The sequence below is a fragment of the Mycobacterium sp. SVM_VP21 genome (assembly GCA_024758765.1).
Classification (GTDB): Bacteria; Actinomycetota; Actinomycetes; order Mycobacteriales; family Mycobacteriaceae; genus Mycobacterium; species Mycobacterium heraklionense_C.
On record CP101406.1, the window covers coordinates 1,914,974 to 1,940,397 of the forward strand.

Genomic DNA, 25,424 nt, shown 5'->3' on the forward strand with positions numbered 1-25,424 from the left:
ACCGTTGACCGATATCTGGCAGGATCTCGCCGCTTTCGATCTGCAACTGCATCCGTTCGACTTTGCGGTGGAAGGACCGGAAATCGCGGAGATAACGGCCCGGCTCAGACGTAGACACGCCACTGACGCGGCCTATGTGCGCCTGGCGCAACGACTCGGTGTCGCCCTCTGGACCCTGGACGCGGCACTGGCCCGTAATGCCGCCGACATCGGGCTGCCGGTCATGCTCGTCGCCTGATCCGTGGTTCAGCCCTGCTACCGCCCGTGAAATCCGATCGCGTGCCGCCCACCTTCACGTTTGGCAGGGCTGTCTACACCCAGTACGCCACTCGCGCCCGGTACTGGCGCAGCACCAGGGCGGCTACCAACCAGCCGACCACCGTGAGCACCAGCACCACCGCCCAGTGCCGCAGCTCCTGATGCGCGCCCAGCAGTGGGGCCCGCACGATGTCCAAGTAATGCATCAGCGGGTTGAACTCCACCACCGCAGTCCAGCGCGACGCCCCTTGGGCGCGCAGCGTGTCGTAGTTCCAGATGATCGGCGTCATCAAGAACAGCAGCTGCACCACCGAGAACAACAGCGGAGCGATGTCGCGATAGCGGGTGGACAGAATCCCGAAACACAGCGACACCCAGACACAGTTCAGCGCGATCAAGAGCAGCGCCGGGATCACCGAAAGATCCGCCCACGACCAGGGTTTCGGGAAGATCAGCGCGATCGGTAGATAGATGACGATGTTGTGCGCGAACAGGATCATCTGGCGCCACACCAACCGGTAGACGTGCACGCTCAACGGCGTCGGCAGCTGCTTGATCAGTCCCTCGTTGGCGACGAACACGTCAGCGCCTTCCAGGATGGCGGCGTTCAAAAGGTTCCACACGATCAGCCCCAGCGTCACGTAGGGCAGGTGCACCGCCAGATCGAGATGGAACAGCTTGGAGTACAGGCCGCCCATAGCCACCGCGGTGGTGGCGGTGCCGATGGTGATCCAGAACGGGCCCAGCACGCTGCGCCGGTAGCGCTGCTTGATGTCCTGCCAGCCCAGGTGCAGCCACAACTCGTGGCGGCGGAACCCGTCCACCAGATCGGCCCGCGCCCGCGCAAACGTCTTGGACTGCGTGGCAACGTCGTCGAAGCTCATTGCTGCCCCTCCGGTTTGGCGAACTGTTCGCGGCGCCCCTGTCGGCGCAGCCGGGCCCACTGCATCAGGCCGGCCGGATCGCGGCGCGACACCAGGAAGAACCAGCCGAACCGCAGCCATTCCTGGACCAGCAACCGGCGCATCCCGGGCTGCGCCATCAGATAGCCGCGATTGCGGTAGGTGTAGAAGCGTTTGGCGTCGCTGTCCGGATACTGGGCGTGCATTCGGCCGCCCAGGATCGGTTTGAACTCCGCTGAACCGCACGGGTGCAGGTACGCCGCGTTCAGGCACGTCCCGAACGCCAATCCCGACCGCGCCAGCCGGCGGTGTACCTCCACCTCGTCGCCGCGCATGAACAACCGCAGATCCGGCACGCCGACCGCATCCAGGGCATCCGCGGTGAACAGCGCCCCGTTGAACAGTGACGCGATCCCCGGCAGCAGGTCGTCATCCGATGCGCCAGTACGCAATTCGTCGACCTCGCGTCGCCACACCAGCCCGCGCCGGAGCGGGAAGGCCAGCCGGGACGGATCGTCGATGTTGCACACCATCGGGGACACCTCGGCCAGGTGATGTTTGGCCGCGCAGGCCAGCAGTGCCGACAGCACCCCGGCGTCGGCTGGCCGGCCGTCGTCGTCGGCCAGCCACACCCAGTCCGCGCCAGCGGCCAGGGCGTGCAGAATGCCCAGTGCGAAACCGCCTGCGCCACCAAGGTTTCGCCGCGAACCGAGGTAGGTGCACGGCACCGATTGCCCGGCCACCAGCTCGGCTACCGTCGCGTCGTCATCGTTGTCGACGACGATCACGTGGTCGGGTGTTCGGGTCTGGCCCGTCAGCGCCTTGAGGGATTCGGCCAGCTGCTGCGGCCGGCGGTGCGTGACGACGACGGCGTAGACGGTTTCGTTCACGCCTGGTCCCTGGCCTGCGTCTCGGCAAGCACCTCGCGCACGTGCCGGGCCGCATCGGGGCCTTCGTAGGCGCCGACCACTTCCTCGATCCCCCCGGTCATCCGGATGGTGCCGTGGTCGATCCACATCGCGGTCTTGCACAGCCGGGCCAAGAATTCGTTGGAATGGCTGGCGAACACCAGGATTCCGGACCGCTCCACCAGCTTCTGCAGCCGGGTCTGGGCCTTCTTCAAGAACTCGGCGTCCACTGCGCCAATGCCCTCGTCGAGCAACAGGATCTCCGGGTCGATGCTGGTGACCACCCCCATCGCCAACCGCACCCGCATACCCGTGGAATAAGTGCGCAGTGGCATTGCCAGATAGTCGCCCAGCTCGGTGAACTCGGCTATCTCGTCGACCTTGGCGGCCATCTGCTTGCGAGTCTGGCCAAGGAACAGGCCGCGGATGATGATGTTCTCGTAGCCGGAGATCTCCGGGTCCATGCCCACGCCCAGATCGAACACCGGCGCTACCCGCCCGACCACCGATGCCGACCCGCGCGTCGGCTCGTAGATACCCGAAAGCAGCCGCAGCAGTGTGGATTTGCCCGCGCCGTTGTGCCCGACCAGGCCCACTCGATCGCCCAGCGACAGTGACATGGTGATGTCGCGCAGCGCCTCGACCACCACCACGTTGGAGTTGTTGCGGCCGATCGCCCCGCCGGCCTTGCCGAGGAACGCCTTCTTCAGCGACCGTGACTTGGCGTCGAAGATCGGGAACTCGACCCAGGCGTCGCGGGTTTCGATACGAGGATCGTTGTCAGACACGGCAATTCCGCTTGCAGGCTTACAAGTACTGGCCGGAGCCGGTGTGGCCCTGGGCGTGGCCGCCGCCGGCGGGGCCGGGGGGCAGGGCGCCGTGACGCATCTGCTCCAGCTGCGCGCGGGCAGCCATCTGCTGGGCGAACAGCGCGGTCTGGATGCCGTGGAACAGGCCTTCGAGCCATCCCACCAGCTGGGCTTGGGCGATTCGCAGCTCGGCGTCCGACGGTGTGGCGTCCTCGCGGAGCGGCAGCGTCAGTCGGTCCAGCTCCTCGCGCAGCTCCGGGGCCAAGCCGTCCTCGAGCTCGCGAATGCTGGCGGAGTGGATCTCGCGCAGGCGAAGCCGGCTCGCATCATCCAGGGGAGCCGAGCGGACTTCTTCGAGCAGCTGCTTGATCATCGTGCCGATCCGCATCACCTTGGCGGGCTGCTCGATCAAGTCGGTCAGCGACGCCTCGTCATCATCGGCGGCGTCAGTGGAGCTGTTGAGCCCGGCCGCCAGCAGCCGCGGGTCGGCACCGCTGATGATCTCGACACCATCTGCGCTGTCCCTGTCGTCTGCGCTGCTGCTGCCGCCGCTGGTGGTCACCGTGCTCCGCCTCCCTGCCATTCGTAGATGCTGGCCCCGCCATTGTCGTAGATCTTGGCCCACGACCGCGATTTCTCCAGTGACACTAGTCCGTCGGGGAGCGTGAACCCGCGGACCGTCGGGCTGCTGATCAGCACGTAGCGGATATTGAGGCCGTGCACGGCTTCCGCCACCCGCGGATCGGTGTCGGCGTCGTCGGCGTATGCCCAGAAGACGAACCGCTCCGGGCCGGGACCCTGCTGTTGGGGATAGTCGTAGTGCGTCCACAGCGGGTGCAGGTCGGCGACCGCGTACATCCAGGCACTGCCGTCGACGTTGGCGTTGCCGATCACGGTGTCGTGGGCCCCGGGCAGGTCGGCCAGGTACGCGTACGCCTGCAGGTCGCGGGAGTCGACCATCACCGAGTCGTACTTGTCGCCGAACAAGAACGCGTGCCGCGGCAGATAGTGCCAGGCCAGCCCGATGGTCGTCGCCGTGATTATCAACGCCGAGCAGACGTGAAAGCCCCCAAATTGAGCCCATTTAGGGGGCTTTTGTGACTGCTCGCGAAAGAGAAATGAGACCAACCACGCCAGCCCGATCCCGGCCATCGGCATCAGCAGCAGCGTCATCGCGGCCATGATCCGGCGCGGGTCGCTGTAGAACAGGTCGGTGAACAGGCCCAGCACGCTGCCCACCCGGCCGCCGAGCGGCGCCGAGGAGTGCACCACCGCGACCACCAGCACCGCCCACAACGCCAGCGGCCAGTACACCTTGCGGACCGCCAGCACCACCGCCCCGACGGCGGCCAGGCCGACCAGCGTGTACTGGATCGGAAAGTCGTTGAGGTGGCGGGTGTGCATCAGCAACGCGTCCCGCAAACCCGACTTGCGGCCCTCGTGGGTCAGGAACGCGTGCCCGGCGATGATCTCGGCCTGCTTGCGCACACTGAGCAGTTGCGGCAACAGCAACAGGCCGGTCGGGATCAAAACCCCGGCCAACGCCAGGGTGTCCCGCCGCTTCCCGCGCAGCGGGTTCCAGAGCGCGCCATCGGAGGGGCACAGCCACCAGGCCGCGACCAGCAAGACCGTGACCACGCCTCCGGTCAGATGGACCGAGAACACTCCCAGCAGCGCCAGTACCGCCACGCCGATTCGGTCCCGCAGGGTGCGGACCGCGGTGATCAGCGCGAACGCCGGCGCCACCAGGCCGTAGGCCACCAGGTTGGGCATGGCGGCGGTGCCGAACTCGACGTAGGGCAGCGCGGTGAACGACGCCGAGAGTGCGGCGGCGGCGCCCGCTGACACCGCCGTCACGGCGGTGCTCGTCACTCGCTGCAGCAGATTCCAGGTGAGCAGCGCGGCGCTGACCGGGAACAGCCACACCGAGGCAGCCAGGCCGGCCAGGGTGTAGCCGGTGGTGGGTGCGGCGCCGGTCAGTTGGCACAGCACCGCGGTCAGCGCGTGAAATGCCGACGGGTAATACAGCGCGGCGTGGGTTTCGACATTGCGCAGCTCGCCCATATGAGTCGGGGAGGCCTGGCCGGTGTCGAGGATGAATCGGACGGTGTTGGCGTGCCACACCGCGTCCCAGGTGCTGGGAATGCTCTGCCAATCCGGGATGCCCCGCACCGCGGCCCAGCCGATCAGCAGTATCCCCAGCAGCGTTCCAGCGGCCACTGTGAGTATCGGCCACAACGCGGGCGAGGGAGCCCCCACATGGATGCCGGGACGGCGTCCCAGCAAAGATCGCGTTCCCCTCGCCAAGCCGCCCACCGCGGCGCCGACCGCCACCAGCGCAGCCGCTGCAGTGGTTGCGTTCCAAGGGATTCCGACGGCGCCGAAAGGGACGATGGCCAGGCCTACGACTCCGTAGGTAAGTGCCGGCCCGACCGCCACGGCTAATGGCCAGTTCAGCCCGGCGCCGATCGCTACGAGCGCGCCCGGAAGTACCAGCAGCAAAAGCGCCGTGACCAGTCCGAAGACCATTCCGAAGCCCAGAAGCACTGCACTAGTATGTCTGCCAAGGTGGCCTGGCTCCGTATTGCGGGGGAGCTATCTCGTTATCCGAGACGTTCACCGATCGATCTTGAGAAGTTTTAAGGTGGCTGGCATGGCCTATGACGTCGCTCGCGTGCGTGGATTGCACCCGACGCTCGGTGACGGATGGGTTCATTTCGATTCGCCGTCGGGCCTGTTGATTCCGGACTCGGTGGCCACCACCGTGTCGACTGCCTTCCGGGGATCGTTGGCGAAGGCGGAAGGCCCGCACCCGGCGGCCCGCCGCAGCGCCGCGGTGTTGGTCGCGGCCCGCCAGGCGGTGGCCGATCTGGTGGGCGCCGATCCCGCCGCGGTGGTGCTGGGTCCGGATCGTGCCGTGTTGTTGAGCGCTTTGGCCGATGCCGCGTCGTCGCGGGTGAGCCTGGGCTACGAGACAGTGGTCACCCGTCTCGACGATGAGGCCAACATCGCCCCCTGGGTGCGGGCCGCCAACCGCTATGGCGCCAAGCTCAAATGGGCTGAGGTCGACATCGAGACCGGTGAGCTGCCCAGCTGGCAGTGGGAGAACCTGATCACTCCGTCCACCCGGCTGGTGGCGCTCAGCTCGGGGTCGGGGGTATTGGGCACCGTCACTGATCTTCGGCCGGTCACCAAGCTGGTCCACGATGTGGGCGGCGTGGCAGTCGTCGATCACTCGGCCACGGCGCCCTACCAACTACTCGACATCAATGACGTCGAGGCGGACGTGGTGGCCGTCAACGCGGCCTCCTGGGGTGGGCCGCCGGTGGGCGCGCTGGCCTTTCGTGACCCGGCGCTGATCGACACGTTTGGGTCGGTGTCGCTGGACCCGCACGCCGTGGGCCCGGCCCGATTGGAAGTCGGCCTGCACCAGTTCGGTCTGCTGGCTGGGCTGGTGGCCAGTGTCGAGTATCTGGCTTCGCTGGACGAGTCGGCCCGCGGTAGTCGCCGCGAGCGGCTGGCGGTATCGATGCAGTCTGCCGCGGCGTATCTGAACCGGTTGTTCGAGTACCTGCTGAGTTCCTTGCGGTCGCTTCCGCTGGTGATGCTGATCGGCCAGCCCGAGGCACGCATCCCGGTGGTCAGCTTCGTAGTACAGAAGGTGCCGGCCGAACGAGTGGTGCAGCGGTTGGCCGACAACGGTGTGCTGGCGATCGCCAATGCCGGATCCCGGGTGCTGGATGCGATCGGGGTCAACGACATCGGGGGAGCGGTCACCATCGGGCTGGGCCACTACTCGACGATGGCCGAAGTCGACCAGCTGGTTCGGGCGCTGGCGTCGCTGGGTTAGGCCCGACGTCGGGTCGGGGAGCGGCCGCCGGGTGGTTCGTCATGGCCGCATTAGCCAGCACGCCGATGCATCAGACACATCGATCCAGTTGATCTAGTCCACTTTCGTGGCCAATTTTTCGGTCAATGCCGAGTTGTCTAGGGAATTTTAAGAGATCGGTATCGTCTGCGGTCCTTCCCGGAAAAATTCCGGATACCTGCGGTTATCGGGCGGCTTCGGCGGTTCTCGCGGCCGCGGCCGGGTTGCGGATGCTAGTCAAAGGCTTGACTTTGGCTGAGGATATCGACAGACTCAACGACGCGACTGACCATCAGCACGCACATAGTTCCTTGTTATCGGACGGACTTGACGCTGGAGCGGACACCAGGCGTCGGGGTGATTAAGGAGTTTTTCAGTGCGACACCGTGCGGTCTGTTCAATGACGTTGGTCCCGGCGGCCGTTGCCGGCTCGGTCCTGTTGGGTCTGACGCCGATAGTGTCGCCGGTTTCCCCCGGGCTGACGACTGTGACGGCAGCGCCGGCGCTGCTGGCCGACGAGGACTTCCCCGGTATGGCCTTGCTCATGGGCGGCAGCGGTGTGCCGATTCCTCCGATGCGCCTGGTGCAGAAGGCTTTCGACGACTACATCGCGACCAACGGTTACGCCGATTACGGGGTGAAAAGAATATTCACTCCCGAGGGGTTGAACCCCATTTTCACCCCGCCCAAGAGTCTTCCCCTCGACCCGTCCGTGGCCCAGGGTGTGACCATTCTCAACGAGAGCATCAAGGAGGAACTGGCAGCGGGACGCAACGTCGCGGTCGGGGGCGTTTCGCAGAGCGCCACGATTGCGTCGCTGGAGATGCAGAACATTGTCAACGGATCGCTGGGTTTTCAGCCGGACACCGATCAGTTGTCGTTCTTCATGGTTGGCAACCCGAGCAACCCCAACGGCGGGCTGCTGTCGCGCTTCGACGCGCCGGTGGGCTTCCACCCGAGCGTCCCGAGCCTAGGTCTGACGTTCACCGGTGCGACTCCTGCCGACACCGGCTTCGACACCCACATCTGGACAGGTGAATACGATGGAATCGCTGACTTCCCCCGGTACCCGCTGAACATCCTGTCGAATATCAATGCGTTTATCGGGATCCTTTATGTCCACGGTGAGTACTTCAAACTCGACCAATCCGAGATCGACGCCGCGATCGAATTGCCGACGTCTGAGGGCTACGACGGCGGCACCCACTACTACGTGATTCCCACCGACTTCCTGCCGCTGGTGGAGCCGCTGCGCGGCATCCCGATCTTTGGCGACGCGGTGGCCGACCTGCTCGCCCCCAGCCTGCGGGTGCTGGTCAACCTGGGCTACGGCCCAGACCCCACCATCGGCTGGTCAAACACGCCAGCCGACGTCGCGACGCCGTTCGGGGTGTTCCCCGAGCTGACCTCCGATGACTTCGCCACGATCCTGCAGGCGCTGGCCGACGGGGCCGAAAAGGGGTTCAACGACTTCATCGCTGACCTGTCGGATCCAGCCACTTGGGCGCTGCCGGCGGGCGACTCGGCCTCATCGGGCGGGTGGGACTTTTCTGACCCGCCGTCGTTACTCGAGATCGTGAACGCCTTCAGCGGCGCGGCGTCGCTGGCCTATCAGACTCTGCTGCCGACCGTAGACATCCTCAACGCACTGACCACCTCGCTGCCGGCGTACCAGCTGAGCCTCTTCACGCACTACTTGGGAGAGGGCGACCTGCTGAACGCGATCGGGATGCCGCTGGCAGCGGGCGCGGGCCTGACGACGTTGGGTGCCGGCATCGAATTCATGGTGATGGCCCAGGCTTCCAACAGCATTCAGGACATCTTCGACGATCTGTTCTAGATCCGCGACGCGTTGGCCCGGGGCGATCTCATTCGCCCCACCGGTACCACGGGGGTCTAGGTGTGACGGTTGCCCGCCTCCGAGCGACAACAGTCGTTATTTCAGGTCATAGCTGCTACGGGCGGCGGGGTAAAGGACGTGAGCTAGCAGGTGTTGTCGCTCGGAGGCGGGCATTAGTCCCTATGGTTCGGGATCGCCACTGGTCGGATGGCGGTGACCCGCTTCGCCCGGCTCCGCCGCGCTTGCGGTCGCCGCTGGTTGGATGGCGGTGACCCGCTTCGCCCGGCTCCGCCGCGCTTGCGGTCGCCGCTACGCTGTGGTCGTTACTCGATCTAGCTCCCTGAGGCAGAACAGACGATGGCAGAACTGACAAGTTCCTTGGCCCCTTTGGCTCTGGACACCTTGGTTGACTTGATGCAGCAGCAGGCTGCGCGTTTTCAGGACACGCCCGCTTTCATCTTCTGCCCCGAAGGCGATATTGAAGAGGACCGGGTCACCTACCGCGACCTGGACCGGCGTGCCCGCTCGATAGCGGCGAACTTGCAGCGTCACGGTGCCGCCGGTAAGCGTGTGCTGGTGCTCTGCCGCCCCGGTGTGGACAGCATCGCTGGGTTGTTCGGCTGCTTCTACGCCGGCGCTATTGCGATACCGGTCGACGAGCACTGGCCTATCCGGCGGATCGAGACCGTCGTGCCCGAAGCGGATGCGCGCTTCGCGCTGGCGACGGCCAAAACCCAGGCCAAGATGAAGTCTGCGGTGGACGGTCTCAGTTCTGGGCCGAAGCTGACGTGGCTGGCCATGGATGAGGCCTCCGACGACGGCGCGGACTGGGAGCTGCAGAGCGTCCGTGCCGACAGCCTCGCCATGATCCAGTACACCTCGGGCTCCACTGGGGTGCCGAAGGGTTGCGTTCTGACTCACCGCAACTACCTCAGCAATCTGGAGATAATGCGGTGGGCGCTGAATCCGCCGGATGACGCGCCAGTGATGAACAGCCCGGTCAGCGGGGTGTCCTGGCTGCCGCAGTACCACGACATGGGCTTCGTGGGGGGCATCCTCGGCACCATTTATGGCGGCCGCACCACCGTGCTGATGTCGCCGAGCGCCTTCCTGATGCGCCCGATCCGCTGGATGCAGGCGATATCGCGCTACCAGGCGACCATCACCGCCGGACCCAACTTCGCCTACGAGGCCTGCGTCAAACGCAGCACCGCGGAGCAGCGCGCCGCCCTGGACCTGTCAAACCTGTCGATCGCGGTCATCGGTGCCGGGCCGATCAGCGAGGAGACGTTGCGGTCGTTTACCGAGGCGTTCGCGCCGGCCGGTTTCCGGCCCGAGGCCTTTATTCCCGCTTACGGACTGGCCGAGGCAACCCTGGGCGTGACCGGTATGTCCGAGTCGGCGGTGCCGGTGATTCGGCACTACGACCGGAGCGCGCTCAGTGAGGATCGGGTCGTCGAGGTGCCGGCCGTAGCCGCCACCACTGAAACCGCTGTCCCGCTGGTGGGCTGTGGCAAGAAGGCGGAGACCCAGGAAGTCCTGATCGTGGACCCGGAGACCCGATTGCGGCGAGGACCCGAAGAGGTGGGCGAGATCTGGGTGTCCGGGCCGAGCGTCGGCGCGGGCTACTGGGGACGCCCCGAAGAGACCGAGCACGCCTTCAACGCGTTCGTGGCCGACACCGGGGAGGGTCCCTACCTGCGCAGTGGTGACTTGGGGTTCTTTGCCGGCGGCGAGCTGTTCGTCACCGGCCGGTGCAAGGATTTGATGACGATCGGCGGCTACAGCCACTACCCCAATGACATCGAGCTGACCGTGCAGGCATGTCACCCGGCTCTGATGCCCAGCCGTGGTGCAGTGTTCCAGGTGCCGACCCAGCGCAACGCCCCGGAATATCTGGTGGTGGCGCAGGAGGTGCACCACCACGACGCCGTCGGGGTCAATCTGAACGAGCTGATCGACTCGATCCGGGCGGCGATCCGCACTCACCATGGGATCGACGCGCAGGCGGTCGTGCTGCTCAAGCCGATGCGGATACCGACCACCACCAGCGGCAAGATTCAGCGCAGTGCGTGCCGCGACCAGTACCTCGCCGGTGAACTGACGGTGCTGGCGGAGTGGGCGGAGCCGCGGCCGCAAAACGACGCCTCGGACGTCAAGAATGCGCTGATCGGCGGCTTGGTGCAGCTTGCAGCAACCGGTTTGGCGCAGCGGCTGCGGGGATCAAGGGGCCAGCAGGGCTAGAACGCCTTTCCCTCCGAGACCTCCTATTGAGAGCGCCGCTGCTGAATCGCGGCCTTGAACACGTTGCCGAGGGCTCCGAGGTTCAACTGCGGGGCATTACCGGTGCGTTCGGTGGCCGGGGCGTGCCATTCGGCCACCGGGGCGAAGCCTCCGTCGGTGAAGCGCTGACGGCATGCGCTGCGCTGAATCTTGCCGCTGGTGGTGGTCGGCACCTGCATGGGCTCCACCAGCAGCACGTCGTGCGGCGAAATGCCATGCGTGGCCGCGACGCCGGTGCGGATCGCCTCGACGGCATCGGTTAGGTCGTTGCCCAGTGCGGTGCGGTTGACCTCTTGCACGACCACCAGCTGCTCGTCGGCGTGGGGGTTCGGTTTCACCGTGAACACGGCGCCCCGGCCCGGCATCAGCGCCGCGTCGCTGCTGCCCACGGTGTCTTCAATGTCGTTGGGGTAGTACTTGGTGTCGCGGATCGAGACCAGGTCGTTCCACCGTCCGGTCACGAACAACTCCCCGGCGCACATGAAGCCGAGGTCGCCGGTGCGCAAGAACGGCCCTTGAAATTCTTGGCCGGTGTCGGCCAGGGTCGCGCCGAAGGTACGTGCGGTCTCCTCTGGCCGATTCCAGTAGCCCTGGGCGACGCTCGGGCCGGATACCCAGATCTCGCCCACTTGGTCAGGACTGCACTCGAGCCGGGTCTCGGGGTCGACGATCAGCACCCGCATGTCGTCTAGCTCCCGGCCGCAACCCACCAACGCCACCGCGTCGGGGTGGTCGGCCGGAACGTCGACCAGGTGGTTGCGGCCCAGCTCGGTGCGATCGACGTAGCGGGCCCCCGCAACCTCCGGGCTCTGCATCGCGGTGACCAGCAGCGAGGACTCCGCCAGCCCGAACGCCGCTTGGATTCCGTTCAGTTGGAACCCGGCCGGCGCGAAGGCCTCGGCGAAGTTCTGCAGCGTGGTTGCGCGCACCGGCTCGGTACCGATCCAGGCATGCGTCAGGCTGGACAGATCGAGTGCCGCGCGCTGCGCCGCGGTGGTGTTCTTGACGCACACGTCGTAGGCGAAGGTCGGTGCGCCGGTGATCGTGGCGCGGTGCCGGGACAGCATCTCCAGCCAGCGCTGCGGCTTCTTGATGAATGAGTTGGGCGCCATCATGTAGGTGGTGACGCCGACGTAGACCATCTCCAGGACGCCGCCGATCAGACCCATGTCGTGGTGCTGCGGCAGCCACCACACCGCTACGTCACCGTCATGGCCGTTCCATCGCCGGCGGACCACCTCCATGTTGTGCAGCAGGTTGCGGTGGCTGACCATGACGCCTTTGGGGGATTTGGTCGACCCCGAGGTGTATTGGATCAAGGCGATGTCATCCGGGTCGATGTCCGGGGCGACCCACCCGGTCGCGTCGGCGGCCGGGTCCTGGTCGATGGTGCACCACTGCAGCGGGCGATCGGTGGTCAAGGCGTCGATCGGGGCGCGCACCCGGGCCTGCATGTCGGCGGTGGCTAGCGCGAAGTCGGCCTGCACGTCGATGGCGATCTGCTTGAGCCGCGACAGGGTCTCGTTCATCGGTGCGGCGATCGCACCGGCGTAGACGCAGCCGAAGTAGCCGATGGCATTGTCCAGCCCGGGCTCGCAGGCCAGCAGCACCCGCCGCCCGGTGGCGCCACGTCGCTGCAAGTCGGCGGCAAGGGTTCGTGCGCGTGCGTCGAGCTCTCGGTAGGTGATCCGTGCCTGTTCGGCACCGCCATCTGGGGAGAAGCTGAACGCGATCTTGTCGCCGTAACGCTCGGCTTGCTGAACCAGCATGGCCATCAGGTTGGTTGCGCTCATCGTGATGACCACCTTAGCGATCGAGTCGGTTCCAGAATTGACATTAACAAAGACTGAGAGGCGGGGGTGGAGGCGTGGTGCGCAGGGCTACGACATCGGGATATACCTTTCCCGCTGGGCGGACATCTATCGCCTTACGTGCGATTTTGCCGGGTTTTTACGAGGGTTTTCCTTACAAAAATTTCCGTTCGACAAAGCAGAAAACTCATGTAAGTTTAAGCAACGTCCGTAGTCAGTGTCCGTAGGAGAGCATGATGCAGCTGGCGCTTCGCCCGTACGTCACCCCCGGCGTCGCCATTGCTGGTGCCGCCTTAATCGCGGTAAATACCGCGGTGCCGATCGCGGCCATGCGACCTGTTGCGGAACCTCGCCAGCAACTTCACAGCGTCGAGCACCATGCCGTGCAGCTCACTGCGGGCCCGGACTTCTTCGGCCCGTGGGTCGACCTCTTCACCAACACCGCCAACAACTTGGTGGCGATGGGATCGGACAACGGCTGGGGCAACCTGCTGGAGCAGATCATTAGCGATCCGAGCTCGCTGTCGCGGTTGCCGGAGGTATTCGACTTCCTGACCACTGTGATGCCGTCGGTCAGCGGCGCTGACCCGATCATGGTCCTGCTCTCGCCGATCCTGACCATTGGCATGGGCCTCATCGGCCCGCTGGTCACGGTCAACAACGAGTTTTACGAAATCCTCGATCAGATCTTCCGCCCCAACGACTTCCTGGACCCGTTCGCGGCGATCTTCACCGCGATACCCCGGTTGCTGGACGCCTGGCTCAACGGCACGGCCACCCTGGACATCGCCGGCGTGCACGTCCCGCTCTTCAACGGCATCCTGGTCCCCGGCCAGAACCTGGTCATCGACCTGACCGCGGACGATGTGGTTAACGGCCTGAAGATCGGTGACCAGACCATCGCCAGCCTGCTCGACCAGACCGGGATCGGCACGCTTGAAGTGTCGGGCATGCTGACTGGCTTGCTGGACTCCCTGGGGATGGGCGATCAGACCCCGGTCGACGTGATCGACACCCTCGGGCTCGGCGACCTGCAGGTCGCCAGCGTGTTCATGACCGTGCTCGACGCCGTGGGGATCGGCAACCCCACCATCGAAGAGATCCTGGACCAGATCGGCGTCGGCGACCTGCAGGTCGCCGACATCGCGATCGACATCACCCACGCCCTGGGCTTCGACAACCCGACGGTCGTCGACATCGCCGGCGACGTCGGCTTGGCCGACCTCAAGCTGGCTGACCTCGGTATGGACGTGCTCAACGCGCTGGGCATCGGGGACCCGACCGTGAGCGAGCTGCTCGGCGACCTCGGTGCCGACAGTCTGACCCTGAACGGTCTGCTGCAGACCGTGGTGGAGGCGCTCGGTCTCGCAGGTCAGACCCCGGCATCGCTGATCGACGCCCTGGGTGGCGGCGACCTGACTACCCACGAGGTCATTACCTCGCTGCTGAACGGCCTGGGCCTGGGCAACCAGTCGATGATGGACCTGGTCAGCCAGGCGGGTATCGCCAACGTCAACATGGGCGACGTTTTCGTCAGCGTCCTCGGCGACGCGGGCAACACGTCGATGCTCGACGTTGTCAACGCCCTTGGCCTTGGTTCTGTCACGGTCGAGCAATTCACCGACCTGTTGGGCATCACCAACCTGTCGCTGGGCACCGTGTTCGGCAACCTCCACAACATGGGCTTGATCGGCAACATCACGATCAACGACTTCATCGCCGCTACCGGCGGCACTCCGCTGGCCAAGGGCGGTGACTCGTCGTTCATCGACGCGATGGCCGGCCAGACCATCGGCTCGATTCTGGAACAGCAGGGCATGCTCACCGCGCCGATCAGCTCGCTGCTCGGCGACATGGGCAACCAAACGTTGGCCGAGATGATCAGCGCCACCTTCGTCACGACGGTGGGCGAGATGCTCGCCTCGTCCGGCTTTGCCGACATGACCCTGACCGAGTTGGTGCTGGCGAACATGCCCGACCAGCCGCTGGCGGACTTGCTCGGTGTCACGGCCGACACGCCCCTGGCCGACCTGATCAACCAGCTCGTGCCGGCCGACCAGACCATCGTCGACATGCTCAACCAAGCGGGCATCGGCGATCTGAATCTGAGTGCGCTGCTAGACCAGATGTTCGGCGACCAGACCGTGGCCAATGCGCTCGACGACAACGGCGTGGGCAGCATGCACCTCGACGACATCATCCGACAGGCTCTGGGCACGCAGAGCGTCAACGACATGCTCAACGAGTTCGGGCTCGGCGGCCAGTCGCTCAGCGACCTGCTCGACCAATTCTTCGGCACCATGACCGTCCACGACGGCCTGATCGATCTGGGCCTGGGCGATCAGACCCTCAACGAGCTGATCGACTCGTTGTTCGGCACCTCGACCGTCAGCTCGCTGCTTGGCGCCTTCGGCGACCAGACCGTCAACGAGCTGCTGACGTCGCTGGGTATGGGCGATCTGACCGTGATCAACGCGCAGATCGAAGAGTTCTATGGCTCGCTGTCCTACTGGCTCGATGGGCTGGGGAACCAGATTGCGGCGGTGCTCGGTGGCTAAGCGACTTCAACGGCCAAGCAACTTCGGAACTTTCGTCCGGGAGGGCGTCATGCAGCAAACACTTCGTCCGTACGTCACCACCGGCCTGGCCGTTGTCGGTGTGGGTCTCGTCGCGGTTCCCCCCGTCACATCCCACCTGCCGCAGCTGCAACGCGAGCTCGCGGTCATCGAACAGCGGGCCATTGCGCTGACCTCGGGGGGTGACTTCTTCTCGCCCTACACCGATCTGTTCAACCACACCGTCGCCAACCTGCAGGCGCTGAACCAGAACTCCGTCGATATGTGGGGTCTGCTGGAGTACATCGTCACGCACCCGCAGCAGGCGCTGGCTGGCATCCCGGACGTCGTCAACATCTTCACCAACGCGATGCCCACCATCAGCGCGGAACTGATGCCGTTCCCGGCCGACATCAGCATTCAGTTGCCGTTGTGGCTGAACTCGCTGCTCGCCGGAATCGGCCCGTGGGTGACGATGTTCAACGCGCTGGGCGACGTCATCCGCGACATCTTCAACTTCAGCGACCCGATGGGTGCGCTCTCCGCCCTGATCGGTGCGCCGGCGACCCTGCTCGACGCGTTCCTCAACGGCACCGCGAGCTTCAGCATCGGCGACATCAACATCCCGCTGTTCAACGGTTTCCTGACCACCGGGCAACCTATTGATGCCAACTTCACCATCGGCGGCCTCGTCGATCAGTCCGGCTACGGCGACACCACCATCACCGGCCTGCTCAGCCAGCTCGGCGTCGGCGATATCCCGCTGGACACCCTGATCATCGAACTCCTCGACCAGGTCGGTTATGGCCACATGACGCCGGTCGACCTGCTGAACGAGTTCGGGATCGGCACCCAGTCGCTGTCCGAACTGCTGATCGGCGTGTTCAACGAGGCCGGCATCGGCAACCCCACGATCGCCCAGCTGCTGACCGACCTCGGCGGCATCAGCCCGGACGACTCGATCGCGAGTCTGCTGATCGCCCTGCTCAACTCCCCGGAAGTCGGCATCGGCAACCCCACGCTGTCGGAGTTCATCCTGAGCCTCGTCGGTGGCGATGACCAGACCGTCGGTGGCTTGATCAAGGACCTGCTCGGTGCCACAGGCACCGAATCCCTCGCCAGCCTGGTGGACCCGAGTTGGACCGTCGGCGGGCTCATCACCGACACGTTGGGCAATCCTGCGCTGACCGATCTGTTCGCCGAGCTGGGTCTGGGCGATGTCACGATCGGCGCCGGGGTCAGCCTCCTGCTCGGCGAGACCGGCAACGAAACCCTGCTGGACCTGCTCAACAACGGCTTCCTGGGACCGGACATCACCGGCAACACCGGGATTTTCGAGCTAATCGGGTCGATGTTCCCGCCGGGCACCACATTCTCCGACTTCATGGGCGAACTCGGGGACTCGACCCTGGGCGAGTTGTTGGCTGGGATGCCGGTCGGGGAGAACACACTCGGCATCGATCCGACCACCCCAATGACCGACATCAAGTTCACCGAGCTGATGACGATCGCCGGTATCGGCGACACCCCGCTGGCAGAGCTCTCCCCAGAGAACGCCAGCCTGATTGAGAAGATCGGCAACCCGACGCTCAACGCCTTGTTGGGCACCAACACCGTCGGGCAGACCCTGTCGAACTTGAACCTCTACAACGTCACGGTGGCGGAGCTGGTCCAATCGATGGGCCTGTCCAACTACCAACTGGAGACCCTGTTCGACGGCTTGGGCAACCTGAGCGGCAATGTCACCCTGGAGGAGTTCCTCACCGACATTGGCTTCAACCCGACCCTGAACGACCTCCTGACCAGCGCCCTCGACGGGCTGGGGCTGGGCAACACCACGGTGCTGTCCCTCTTCGAGGACTGGGGGATGGGCAGTGTCAGTCTGCAGAACCTGATCGACGCGCTCGGCCTGGACAACCTCAACATCCAGACGATGTTCAACAACCTCGGCTTTAACAACATCGACCTCGACAGCTTCATCGACCGACTCGGGTTGAGCGGCATCTCGCTGGCCAGCATCCTCAGCGGTCTGGGCTTTGACACCCGGACCCTCGATGAGGTCATCGAAAGTCTGTTGGGCGGGGTGTCGATCGGCAGCGTGCTGGACGGGCTGGGCCTCGACGAGGTCCACCTGGACAGCTTCATCACCGACGTGATGACCAGCGTTCTGGGCGACCCGACCCTGGGCACCTTCCTCGGTTGGCTGGGGCTGGACAGCAACGATCTGGACACCATCGTCGCCAACCTCGGCCTCGGCGGCGTGACGATCAACTCGCTGCTCACCGACCTCGGCTTCGGCACTTTGGACATCAACGGGCTGATCGACGGCTTGGGCCTGTCCGACCTGGGCGTGCTCGGTATCAACGGCGACTTCTTCGGGGTGGCCTCCGAGTGGCTGAACGATATTCCGAACCAGATCGCCGCGGCGTTGGGCTTTACCGGCTGAGCCTGACCGGGCAAGCCGATCCAGAACTAAACGACAGACAGAGCTAGCACAACTGTGGGCCACACAGATAGGAAATCCCAAATGGCAGTAGGGCGTAACACTTCGGGCAACGGTCGTTCACGTCGGCTGGGCCGGCCTAGCCGTCGACTGCTGGGGGCCAGTAGTGCGGTTGGGGCGTTTTTGGCGTTTGGGATGGCGCCGTTGTCGGCGGCTCCGGTTGCGCATGCTGATGAGCTGGATTGGGTTGTTGATCTGGTTGGTGCGGATTTGGCTGGGGCGCTTGGGGATTTGGGTCAGGCGTCGTCGTGGGAGACGTTGTTTGATCAGGCTTCGTGGGAGCCGTTGCTGTCGAATGTGGGTTTGTCGTTTGATGCGTCGTTGGCGGGTGTGCCGGGGTCGGCTGCTGCTGATGATTGGTTTGGGTCGTTGTTCTATGACCCGTGGCATGACTTGGGTCAGGCGTGGATCAATAGTTCGTTTGGGTCTGCGGTTAATGACGTCATCAATATTTTCGGGTTCGGTCAGATTCTGATCGGTAATGGTGCCGACGGTATTGATGGTGGTACGGCGGCGCAGGCTGCTGGTGGTGCTGGTGGTTTGTGGTTCGGTGATGGTGGTGCTGGTGGTACGGCTGCTGATGGCACTGGTGGTGTTGGTGGTTCGGCGGGCATGTTCGGCGATGGTGGCGCCGGTGGTGCGGGTCTTGATGGTGGTGACGGTGGCGCCGGTGGTAACGGTGGCTGGTGGATGGGTATCGGCGGTGATGGTGGTGCTGCGGGTGCTGGTATCGCTGGTGGTGCCGGTGGTGTTGGTGGTGCCGGTGGTGATGGCATTGGTTTGGCGTTCGGTTCGGGCGGTAATGGTGGTCTCGGTGGCGATGGTGCGGTGGGTGCTGCGGGGGCGGTTGTTGGTGCTGGGCTGAATGGTCTTGCCGGTGCCAATGGTGGTGCTGGTGGTAATGGTGGTGCTGGTGGTAAGGGTTCGTGGCTGATCGGTTCCGGTGGTTCCGGTGGTGCTGGTGGTCAGGGTGCCAACGGTGGTGCTGGTAGCGATGGTGGTGATGGCATCGACGCCACCACCGCGGGCGCCGCCGGTGGCGCGGCCGGCAACGGTGGCAACGGTGGCACTGGTGGTGCCGCCGGTCATGGTGGTGTGGCTGGTTCTGGCGGTCTGTTGGGCTCGTCGGGTGTCGCCGGTATTGGTGGCGCTGCCGGTGATGGTGGTAACGCCGGTGTTGGTGGTAACGGTGGCGACGGCGCCAACGGCGACTCGACGTATGTCGATGGTGGTGCCGGTGGCCGTGGTGGTGACGCGGGTGTGGCCGGTGCCGGTGGTGCGGCGGCGCCTGGCGGCACTGCGGGTGCTGCGGGTGCGGCGGCGACCGGTGGTGGTAACGGTGGCCGTGGTGGTGACGGTGCCGACGCCACGATCGCCGGCACGGCCGGTGGTGCCGGCGGCCGCGGTGGTGACGCGGGCTCGCTGGGCAATGGTGGCGCCGGTGGTGTCGGTGGTGACGGCGCGACCGGCCTGGCCGGCCACACCGATGCCAACGGTGATGGCACGACGGGCCTGTCCGGTGGCGCCGGTGGTGTCGGTGGCGCCGGCGGTGAGGGCGGTTCGCAAGCCGGTAATGGTGGTGTCGGTGGTGCCGGTGGCCGTGGTGGCACCGGTGGCATCGGTGGTGCCGGCAAGGATGGCACCGCGGGTGTGAATGCGGCTGCCGGTAGCGGCGCCAACGGTGGCGACGGCGGTGACGCCTCCAACACCGGCGGTGTCGGTGGTGTCGGTGGTGTGGGTGGCGATGGTGGCGCGGGTGGTTCCTCGGCGCACGGCACCGCGGGTGCCCACGGTGTCGGTGGTATCGGTGGCGACGGCGGCGTCGGTGGCGGTGCCGGTAACGGTGGTGTCGGTGGTACCGGTGCTGGTGGTGGCACCGGGGCCGCGGCCGGTGCCGGTGGTAAGGGCGGTAACGCAGCTGACGCCGTTGCCGGTCTCGGTGGCGCGGGTGGTGCCGGCGGCTCCAGTGGCGGCTCTACCCAGGCGGCCTCGGGCGCTGCGGGTGCCGCGGGCGCCGAAGGTAACGGTGGCGCTGGCGGCGCCGGTGGCGCAGGCGAGATCCTTGGCGACGGCACGGTACAGGCCGGTGGCCAGGGCGGTAACGGTGGCGACGCCGGTACCGATGGTGACGGTGGTGCCGGCGGTGCCGGTGGCCGGGGCGCGACCGGCGAGAACGGCGTCACCGATAGCAATGGCAACGGCACTGCGGGTGGCACGGGTGGTGCCGGCGGTGCGGGCGGCACCGGTGGTGCCGGCGGTACCAACTCGGGCACGGGCGGCGTGGGTGGCGCCGGCGGCACCGGCGGCACCGGCGGCAACGGTGGCGCGGCCGATGACGCCACGGTGGCCGGCAACGCGGGTGGCAATGGCGGTAGCGCCGGCGCCGGCGGTATCGGTGGTGCTGGTGGTGCCGGTGGTACCTCGGCTATCGGCATCGGTGGTGCCGGTGGCGCCGCGGGTAACGGTGGCGCCGCCGGCCAGGCTGCGGCTGGCGGTAAGGGCCTGGGCGGCGGCGGTGCCGATGCGGCCGGCGCGGGCGGCCAGGGCGGTGACGGTGCAGTCGGCGGTGCGGCCGGCGCAGCCGGTACCGGGACTGACGGCGGCGCTGCCGGTAGTGCCGGAAATGTCGGAGCGGGAAGCAATGGCGGCGCCGGTGGCTCCGGCGCTGATGGCAGTGGTGTGGCCAGCGACGGCGTGACCGGTCAGGCCGGTGGCGCGGGCGGCCAGGGCGGCAACGCAGCTACCGACGGCGACGGCGGCGTCGGTGGCGCGGGTGGCAAGGGCGCTGACGGTACGAACGGGATCACCGACTTCAGCGGTAGTGGTACCGCCGGTGCCAACGCGGGCGCCGGTGGCCAGGGTGGCGCCGGCGGTGCGGGCGGATCCAACTCCGGTGCCGGTGGTTCCGGTGGTACCGGTGGCCAGGGCGGTCGCGGCGGTAACGGCGGCGCGGCTGACAACGCGACGGTGGCCGGCGCCAATGGCGGCGACGGCGGCAGTGCCGGTGCCGGCGGTGCGGGTGGTAACGGTGGCGCCGGTGGCGCTTCGGTCAATGGCACCGGTGGTGCGGGCGGCGACGCAGGTAACGGTGGCGCGGCCGGGTACGCCGCGGATGGTGCCAGCGGTCTTGGCGGTGGCGGCCTCGACGCAGCCGGTAACGGTGGCGCCGGTGGTGCCGGTGCCGACGGTGGTGCGGCAGGTGTCGGCGGTGCTGGTGGGGCCGGTGCCGGCCAGGGCGCCGACGGCGGCGCGGGACAGGCGGGCCTCAACACCGACGGTGCATCCGGTGGCAACGGCGGCGCGGGCAGCGGCCTGGCCAGTGACGGTCTGACCGGTCAGGCCGGTGGCGCCGGTGGCCAGGGCGGCAACGCCGCCACGAACGGCAACGGTGGAGCCGGTGGTGCGGGCGGCGCGGGCGCAGACGCAGCGAACGGCAGCACTGACGGGGCGGGCAACGGCACCACCGGTGGCGTCGGCGGCGCCGGCGGATCGGGCGGTGTGGGCGGTGCCGGCGGTAGCAACTCGGGCAACGGTGGTGCCGGCGGAGCCGGCGGTGCCGGTGCTTCCGGTGGCGACGGTGGTGCGGCTAACGACGCGACGGTGGCAGGTGCGGCCGGTGGTAACGGCGGTAGTGCCGGTGCCGGTGGCGCCGGTGGTGCCGGTGGCGCCGGTGGCGCCTCGGCCAATGGCACCGGTGGAACCGGTGGCGACGCCGGAAACGGTGGCGCGGCCGGTGCGGCCGCGGCCGGTGGCAAGGGCCTCGGCGGCGGTGGCTTCGACAACGCCGGAAGCGGTGGCGCCGGTGGTAACGGCGCCGACGGCGGTGCGGCAGGCAACTTCGGAGCCGGCGGTGCCGGTGCACAGGCGGGCGCCGACGGTGCGGCCGGCGAGGCCGGCGGCAGCAGTGACGGCGCGGCCGGTGGTAACGGAGGCGACGGCAGTGGCCTGGCCAGCGACGGCCTCAGCGGCCAGGCCGGTGGTCACGGCGGCGCCGGTGGTAACGCGGCCGCAGTCGGAAACGGCGGCTCCGGTGGTATCGGCGGTCTCGGTGCCACCGTCGCCGGCAGCACCGACCCCAATGGCAATGGCACCGCTGGTGCGGTCGGTGGCGTCGGCGGCAACGGTGGTACCGGTGGTGCTGGTGGCACCACGTCGGGCAATGGTGGCGCGGGCGGTAACGCCGGTAAGGGCGGCAACGGTGGTGCCGGTGGCGCCGGCGCGGACGCGACCGTGGCCGACACCGCTGGCGGCAACGGCGGTAACGCCGGCGCCGGCGGCCAGGGTGGTACCGGTGGTACCGGTGGTGTGGCCAACAACGGCACCGGTGGTGCCGGTGGCAATGCCGGCGACGGCGGTGACGCCGGTGTCGCCGGTGCCGGCGGTGTCGGCCTCGGTGGCGGCGGTGCTGCCAACGCGGGCGCGGGTGGTGCCGGTGGTGCCGGAGCCGACGGTGGGGTCGCCGGCGGTGCGGGCGTCGGCGGCAACGGCACACAGACCGGAGCCCAGGGCGAGGACGGCAACGGTGGTGCCGGCAGCGACGGTGGTGCCGGCGGCCAGGGCGGTGCCGGCACGGGCCTGATCGGCGGAACCAACACCGGCCAGGGCGGTGGCGCCGGCGGTACCGGTGGGGACGGCTCTTCGCTGGGTAACGGTGGTGCCGGCGGCAACGGTGGTGCCGGCGCGACGGTCAACGGCAGCACCGACGTCAACGGCAACGGCACCAATGGGGCCGACGGCGGCGTCGGCGGCGTGGGTGGCACAGGTGGCGCGGGCGGCTCGGTCTCCGGCGACGGTGGCGCGGGCGGCCGCGGCGGCGCCGCAGGCAACGGTGGCAACGGTGGCAACGGCGCGAACGGAACCGCCGGAACCAATGCCGGCGCGGGCAGTGGCGGTAACGGAACCGCTGGCGGCAACGCCGGCAACGGCGGCAACGGCGGCAACGGCGGCCAGGGCGGCGACGGTGGCGCGGGCGGTACCGCCACCAACGGTGCGGTGGGCGCCGACGGGCTTGGCGGCGTCGGCGGCAACGCAGGCGACGCGGGCAACGCCGGTAACGGCGGCCAGGGCGGCAATGGTGCCGGCGGAGGCGCCGGCACCAAGGCCGGAAGCGGTGGCGCTGGCGGCCAGGGCGGTGTCCGTGGCGAGGCCGGTGGCAATGCCGGCGAGGGCGGCTGGAACGCCGGCCACACCGAGCAGGCTGCCGAAGGTGGGGCGGGCGCCGCAGCCACCGGAGGCAACGGTGGGGCGGGCGGTAACGGCGGCGCCGGTGTGGTGCACGCCGACGGATCGCCACAGGCCGGCGGCGACGGCGGTCACGGTGGCGCGGCGGGCCCGGTCGGCACCGGTGGCGCGGGCGGTAACGGCGGAATCGGCTCCACCGGCACGGCCGGCGTCGACGGCCTCGTCGACGGCGCCGGCAACGGCGGCAGCGGCACCAACGGTGGCTACGGCGGCGAGGGCGGCAAGGGCGGTAACGGCGGCGCCGGCGGCAGCGAGTCCGGCGACGCCGGTGCCGGTGGTGCCGGCGGCGCCGGCGGCGCGGGCGGTCGCGGTGGTTCCGGCGCGAACGGCGCCAACGCCACTAACGCCGCATTCGGCAGCGGCGCTTCCGGCGCCAACGGTGGCTACGGCGGTGACGGCGGCAGCGGCGGCTACGGCGGCCAGGGTGGCCAGGGCGGTATCGGTGGCACGGCCACGGCAGGCAACGACGGAGCGGCCGGCGCCGGTGGCGTCGGTGGTCAGGGCGGCGCCGCAGGCAACGCGGGTAACGGCGGTACCGGTGCCAACGGTGCCGGTGGCGGAACGAACGCCGTTGCCGGGCACGGCGGAAACGGTGGCGACGGCGGCGACCGCGGCGCGATCGGCCTCGGCGGCAAGGGCGGCCTGAGCGGCGACGGCCAGCAAGCCGTCAACGGCGGCAACGGCGGCGCGGGCACTGGCGGCAACGGCGGTGCCGGTGGCCGCGGCGGCAACGGCGCGATCCTGGCCAACGGCAGCCCCCAGAGCGGCGGCTACGGCGGTCTCGGCGGTGACGCCGGAACCTACGGCAACGGCGGCGCCGGTGGCGCCGGTGGTGTCGGCAGCATCGGTGGCAACGGTGCCAGTGGCACGGCCAACTCCGTCGATGGTGTCAGCGGTCAGTCCGGTGGCTCCGGCGGTGACGGTGGCGCGGGCGGCAAGGGCGGCTCCATCGCCGGTAATGGTGGTGCCGGTGGCGGCGCCGGGGCCGCGGGTAACGGTGGCAACGGTGGCAACGGATTCCAGGGCAAGGCCGGCCTTGACGCGGTCGCCAACACCGGCGGCGCCGGCAGCAACGGCGGTAACGGCGGTAACGGTGGCAACGGCGGTAACGGCGGTAACGGCGGCAGCGGCGGTGTCGGTGGTACCGCCACCAACGGCACGGCTGGCAGCAACGGTCTGGGCACGGTCGGCGGCAACGCCGGCAACGCCGGAACCGGCGCGGACGGTGGCCGCGGCGGCAATGGTGCCAGCGGTGGCGTCAACAGCATCGCTGGATCCGGAGGAAACGGCGGCGCGGGTGGCAACGTCGGCACGGCCGGCATCGGTGGCACCGGTGGTTTCAACGGTGACGGCACGCAGCGGGCCGACGGTACCGACGGTCTGGCAGCCGCGCACGGCGGTAACGGCGGTAACGGCGGTAACGGTGCCAATGCGCAAGGCACGGGTCAGGCCGGCGGTAAGGCCGGCAACGGTGGCGACGGCGGCAACATCGGTAACGGCGGTAACGGCGGTAACGGCGGTAACGGGACCACCGGCGTGGCCGGAATCACCGGTGGCGACGGCAACGGAACCAACGGCACGTCCGGTACCGCCGGCGCCGCGGGCGGTAACGGTGGCAACGGCGGCTCCATCTCCGGTAACGCCGGTAACGGCGGCAGTGGCGGTAACGGCGGCAGTGGCGGTAACGGCGGCAACGGCGCCCTCGGCAGCAACGGTGCGGCCGGCGGCAGCGGTGGTGACGGCGGCAACGCTGCCGCCGGTGCGGCCGGTGGTAAGGGCGGCAGCGCCGTCAACGGCACCGCAGGCAACGGCGGCAGCGGTGGAAACGCCGGAAACGCGGGTAACGGCGGCACTGGTGCCAACGGCTCGGGCGGCGGCACCAACGCCGTGGCCGGCGCGGGCGGCAACGGCGGACACGGTGGCGACCGCGCCGCAGCTGGTGCAGGCGGTGCCGGTGGAACCGGTACCGGCGGCCCGGGGACGAACGGCATTGACGGCGGACTCGGCATCGGTGGTAACGGCGGTAACGCCGGTAACGGTGGTGTCGGCCAGGTACTCGCGGACGGCTCTTCGCAGACCGGTGGTAATGGCGGCATAGGTGGCGCGGCCGGAACGATCGGCAACGGCGGCGCCGGCGGTAACGGCGGCAACGGCGCGATCGGTGCCAACGGAATCATCGACGGCAATGGCAATGGCACCAACGGTGTCGACGGCGGTATGGGCGGCAACGGTGGCGTGGGTGGCGCCGGCGGCAGCATCTCCGGTAACGGCGGCGCCGGCGGTCGCGGCGGAACGGGTGGTACCGGCGGAATCGGTGGCGTCGCCCAAGGAACCGACGGCCAGAACGCCGCCGCCGGCAGTGGTGCCGACGGCGGAAACGGCGGCAACGCGGGTGTCAGCGGTAACGGCGGTGCCGGCGGTCACGGTGGTGCGGGTGCCCTCGGTG

Annotated in this window: 12 protein-coding genes and 3 pseudogenes; 8 read left to right on the top strand and 7 right to left on the bottom strand. The window is 67.9% G+C overall.

What is annotated here, in order from left to right; all coding sequences use genetic code 11:
• The first annotated feature begins 4 nt into the window (after positions 1-4).
• A complete protein-coding gene (locus NM962_08860) occupies positions 5-238 on the top strand; it encodes a hypothetical protein (GenBank protein UVO14114.1) in 234 nt (77 codons plus the stop codon).
• A 73-nt stretch (positions 239-311) separates the two neighbouring features.
• Here NM962_08860 and NM962_08865 read toward each other — a convergent pair whose 3' ends face one another.
• Genes NM962_08865 through NM962_08885 form a run of 5 tightly spaced genes read right to left on the bottom strand, consistent with a single transcriptional unit; the run spans position 312 to position 5,406 of the window.
• Positions 312-1,142, bottom strand: coding sequence for an ABC transporter permease (locus NM962_08865; GenBank protein ID UVO14115.1), 831 nt, complete (start codon positions 1,140-1,142; stop codon positions 312-314).
• A complete protein-coding gene (locus tag NM962_08870; GenBank protein ID UVO14116.1) occupies positions 1,139-2,050 on the bottom strand; it encodes a glycosyltransferase family 2 protein in 912 nt (303 codons plus the stop codon). The genes NM962_08865 and NM962_08870 overlap by 4 nt, the downstream gene beginning before the upstream one ends.
• A complete protein-coding gene (locus tag NM962_08875) occupies positions 2,047-2,856 on the bottom strand; it encodes an ABC transporter ATP-binding protein (GenBank protein UVO14117.1) in 810 nt (269 codons plus the stop codon). Before NM962_08875 ends, NM962_08870 begins: the two co-directional genes overlap by 4 nt.
• Positions 2,857-2,875: 19 nt before the next feature.
• Positions 2,876-3,460 (bottom strand): bacterial proteasome activator family protein, encoded by a 585-nt coding sequence (locus tag NM962_08880; protein UVO14118.1) that lies wholly within the window; start codon positions 3,458-3,460, stop codon positions 2,876-2,878.
• The gene (locus NM962_08885) at positions 3,436-5,406 is read right to left on the bottom strand and encodes a hypothetical protein (protein UVO14630.1); all 1,971 of its coding nucleotides are present in this window, start codon (positions 5,404-5,406) and stop codon (positions 3,436-3,438) included. Before NM962_08885 ends, NM962_08880 begins: the two co-directional genes overlap by 25 nt.
• A 124-nt stretch (positions 5,407-5,530) precedes the next feature.
• On the opposite strand from NM962_08885, the gene NM962_08890 reads away from it, so the two are divergent.
• The 4 genes and pseudogenes from NM962_08890 (at position 5,531) to NM962_08905 (ending at position 10,829) form a co-directional block, all read left to right on the top strand.
• Positions 5,531-6,727, top strand: a complete 1,197-nt coding sequence (locus NM962_08890) for a cysteine desulfurase-like protein (protein UVO14119.1) — start codon at positions 5,531-5,533, stop codon at positions 6,725-6,727.
• A 418-nt stretch (positions 6,728-7,145) separates the two neighbouring features.
• The gene (locus tag NM962_08895) at positions 7,146-8,585 is read left to right on the top strand and encodes a PE-PPE domain-containing protein (GenBank protein ID UVO14120.1); all 1,440 of its coding nucleotides are present in this window, start codon (positions 7,146-7,148) and stop codon (positions 8,583-8,585) included.
• 182 nt (positions 8,586-8,767) lie between these two features.
• Positions 8,768-8,897 (top strand): annotated as a pseudogene (locus tag NM962_08900) (hypothetical protein).
• Positions 8,898-8,942: 45 nt separating this feature from the next.
• Positions 8,943-10,829, top strand: a complete 1,887-nt coding sequence (locus NM962_08905) for a fatty acyl-AMP ligase (GenBank protein UVO14121.1) — start codon at positions 8,943-8,945, stop codon at positions 10,827-10,829.
• 23 nt (positions 10,830-10,852) lie between these two features.
• Here NM962_08905 and NM962_08910 read toward each other — a convergent pair whose 3' ends face one another.
• Complete coding sequence (locus NM962_08910) at positions 10,853-12,661, bottom strand: fatty acyl-AMP ligase (GenBank protein ID UVO14122.1); 1,809 nt, start codon at positions 12,659-12,661, stop codon at positions 10,853-10,855.
• A 254-nt stretch (positions 12,662-12,915) separates the two neighbouring features.
• Between NM962_08910 and NM962_08915 the strand changes: the two genes are divergently transcribed.
• From NM962_08915 to NM962_08925, 3 genes and pseudogenes are all read left to right on the top strand, one after another.
• Complete coding sequence (locus NM962_08915; protein ID UVO14123.1) at positions 12,916-15,237, top strand: hypothetical protein; 2,322 nt, start codon at positions 12,916-12,918, stop codon at positions 15,235-15,237.
• Positions 15,238-15,286: 49 nt separating this feature from the next.
• A complete protein-coding gene (locus tag NM962_08920) occupies positions 15,287-17,680 on the top strand; it encodes a hypothetical protein (GenBank protein ID UVO14124.1) in 2,394 nt (797 codons plus the stop codon).
• 2,181 nt (positions 17,681-19,861) lie between these two features.
• Positions 19,862-20,179 (top strand): annotated as a pseudogene (locus NM962_08925) (hypothetical protein).
• 2,327 nt (positions 20,180-22,506) lie between these two features.
• On the opposite strand, the pseudogene NM962_08930 reads toward NM962_08925, so the two are convergent.
• Positions 22,507-22,713: pseudogene (locus tag NM962_08930) on the bottom strand (hypothetical protein).
• Between the last annotated feature and the right edge of the window lie 2,711 nt (positions 22,714-25,424).

Excerpts from the sequence above, each read along its gene's own strand:
- NM962_08915 (UVO14123.1), top strand. The coding sequence starts at position 12,916 with ATGCAGCTGGCGCTTCGCCCGTACGTCACCCCCGGCGTCGCCATTGCT.
- NM962_08880 (UVO14118.1), bottom strand. The coding sequence starts at position 3,460 with ATGGCAGGGAGGCGGAGCACGGTGACCACCAGCGGCGGCAGCAGCAGC.
- NM962_08910 (UVO14122.1), bottom strand. The coding sequence starts at position 12,661 with ATGAGCGCAACCAACCTGATGGCCATGCTGGTTCAGCAAGCCGAGCGT.
- NM962_08895 (UVO14120.1), top strand. The coding sequence starts at position 7,146 with ATGACGTTGGTCCCGGCGGCCGTTGCCGGCTCGGTCCTGTTGGGTCTG.
- NM962_08920 (UVO14124.1), top strand. The coding sequence starts at position 15,287 with ATGCAGCAAACACTTCGTCCGTACGTCACCACCGGCCTGGCCGTTGTC.
- NM962_08885 (UVO14630.1), bottom strand. The coding sequence starts at position 5,406 with ATGGTCTTCGGACTGGTCACGGCGCTTTTGCTGCTGGTACTTCCGGGC.
- NM962_08905 (UVO14121.1), top strand. The coding sequence starts at position 8,943 with ATGGCAGAACTGACAAGTTCCTTGGCCCCTTTGGCTCTGGACACCTTG.
- NM962_08865 (UVO14115.1), bottom strand. The coding sequence starts at position 1,142 with ATGAGCTTCGACGACGTTGCCACGCAGTCCAAGACGTTTGCGCGGGCG.
- NM962_08890 (UVO14119.1), top strand. The coding sequence starts at position 5,531 with ATGGCCTATGACGTCGCTCGCGTGCGTGGATTGCACCCGACGCTCGGT.